Origin of the sequence: Aquimarina agarivorans (assembly GCF_000218485.1) — a bacterium.
GTDB lineage: Bacteria > Bacteroidota > Bacteroidia > Flavobacteriales > Flavobacteriaceae > Aquimarina > Aquimarina agarivorans.
On sequence record NZ_AFPB01000071.1, the window covers coordinates 1 to 2,607 of the forward strand.

Consider the following 2,607-nt stretch of genomic DNA (forward strand, 5'->3'; position numbering starts at 1 on the left):
GGGCGTCATACAAGAAAAACCGTAACTTTGAAACAAAATAAAAGGAAATAAAATTAATGAATCCAAATCTAACAATAGAATCTCTAAAAAAATCTGCAAAAGAATTTTGTGACATAGAGTCAAAATATGCGAACCAAGACCTGTATGGAGTAACTGATGGAAAAGCAGTTGGAACTTATATAGAACATAAATTCAAAAAATATCTTGAAGACCGCTATACTTATGAAAATGGTTCTTCTGCAAAAGGAATTGACTTGCCAGGAGTGAATATCCAAACTGATATAAAAGTAACTTCTAAAAAACAACCACAATCTTCAAGTCCATTCAAAGATGCAAAACAAAAATATTTGGTTTAGGTTATAATCTACTTGTTTTTGTTTACGACAAAGTTGATGACCCAAACACAAGTTCTGCCAAACTTGACTTTGTAAGTTGTTCATATCTCGACAAAGAAAGAACAGCAGATTATACAACAACATATAGATTAAGAGAAATGGTAAAAGATGGAGCAAACAAAGAAGATATTATTGCTTATCTTAATGACAAAAATATTCCAGCAGATGATATTACCCTTGGCTTAATCGCAGACCAAATATTAAACAATACGCCAAAACAAGGTTATTTGACCATATCAAACGCCTTACAATGGAGATTGCAATATGCAAGAGTAGTAAATCTAACTGATATTGTTGATGGAATTACAAAAGTCGTAGATAAAGTTACTAAATGATTTGTTTTGAGACACATATAACTAATTCATCATTAAAATTCTTTCAAAAGAATTTAAAAACTCTATTTGATTTTAATCAAATTAATAATATTGTAAGAGAAGTTAGTGGAATTAATACCTTCTTCACTTCACAGGAAGAAGCAACGGAGTTATTAGAAAAGTTAAAAGAAAACAGTTCAATTGTTTCAGAACCCAACAGAAGAGAATATGGAGATTTTCAAACAAATGAAAATCTTGCTGAACAAGTTGCTAAATATGCGTTTCTTAAACAAAAAGGTTTTGAGTTTATATTAGAACCTACTTGTGGAAAAGGCAATTTTATTCTTGCTTCAATTAAGCAATCTAACTCACTCAAAAAAATTGTAGGTGTTGAAATCTATCAGCCTTATGTTTGGGAAACTAAATTTAAAATCCTTGATTATTACCTAATAAACAAAGAAACTAACAAACCTGAAATTGATATAATTCACGGAAATGCTTTTGAATTTGATTATAACCAATTAGCAAAATCTACTTCTGACTTAAAAACATTAGTTATTGGTAATCCACCTTGGGTAACTAATTCTGAACTTGGCTCAATAGATTCAAAAAACCTACCTAAAAAGTCTAACTTTAAAAAGCATAGTGGATTTGAAGCAATAACAGGAAAAGGAAACTTTGACATCGGAGAATATATTTCTTTGATAATGTTAAAATCTTTTGAAAATCATAATGGAATTTTTGCCTTTTTAATTAAAAATTCTGTCGTCAAAAACCTTATTCAAGACCAAAAAAGAAACTGTTTTAAAATTAGCAATTCTGAAAAATTAAACATTGATTCAAAAAAGGAATTTAATGTTTCTGTAAATGCTTGTTTATTTCTTACACATTTAAACACAAAACCAGATTTTACTTGCAAAGAACTTGACTTTTATAGTCAAGAGTATTTAACAACTTTTGGTTGGTACAAAGAAAAGTTTGTTTTTTCAGTTAGCGACTATGACGAATCAAGTATTATAGATGGTAAATCAATATTTACTTGGCGTTCTGGAGTAAAACACGACTGTTCAAAAGTTATGGAACTTGAATCTGTAAATGGTCATTATGTTAATGGGTTGGGAGAAGAAATTAATCTTGAAAAAAAATTGGTCTTTGGATTATTAAAAAGTTCTGATTTAAAAACCGATAAAACCAATACTTATAGGAAACTTACAATAATCACTCAAAAAAAAATAGGACAGGAAACAAATTATATTAAAGAAAATTTACCTCTCACCTACCAATATTTGAATTCGCACAAAGAATATTTTGATAAACGTAAGTCGTCTATTTATAAAAACAAACCAAACTTCTCAATATTTGGAATTGGAGATTATTCATTTGCAGAATATAAAGTTGCCATTTCAGGACTTTATAAATCAACGCATTTCACATTAGTGAGTCCAAAGGATTCTAAAACGATAATGCTTGATGATACTTGTTATTTTATTGGCTTTGACAACCATAAAATGGCACAGATTGCTCATTTTTTAGTGAATTCAGATTTAGTTCAAAAGTTTCTAAAATCAATTATATTTTCAGATTCAAAAAGGTCAATTAATAAAGATACTTTGATGCGTATTGATTTTGAAAGAGCATTTGAAAATTATGAGTTTGAGAATGTAAAGGATTTTATTTCAGACTTAACACACGAACATTGGAAAGAATTTGGGGAAATGATTAAAAATAATGTAAATGAACAAATTACACTGTTCTAAAAAAAGTACGAACGCCCAACATTGTGTATAAGTAATAGCGGTTTAAGGGATAAAACAAAAGTATAAACATAAAACAAAGTTCAGTACAAAACCGAAAGGTTTGTGAGTAGAAATCCGCTACTACTCATACACGAGACCGTT

General features: G+C 29.0%; 1 protein-coding gene and 1 pseudogene. Both read left to right on the top strand.

What is annotated here, in order from left to right; translation table 11 throughout:
* Positions 1 to 56 precede the first annotated feature (56 nt).
* A pseudogene (locus tag GMC_RS23385) lies at positions 57 to 730 on the top strand (type II restriction-modification system restriction endonuclease).
* A complete protein-coding gene (locus GMC_RS23390) occupies positions 727 to 2,466 on the top strand; it encodes a hypothetical protein (protein ID WP_010520800.1) in 1,740 nt (579 codons plus the stop codon). The pseudogene GMC_RS23385 and the gene GMC_RS23390 overlap by 4 nt, the downstream one beginning before the upstream one ends.
* Positions 2,467 to 2,607 lie beyond the last annotated feature (141 nt).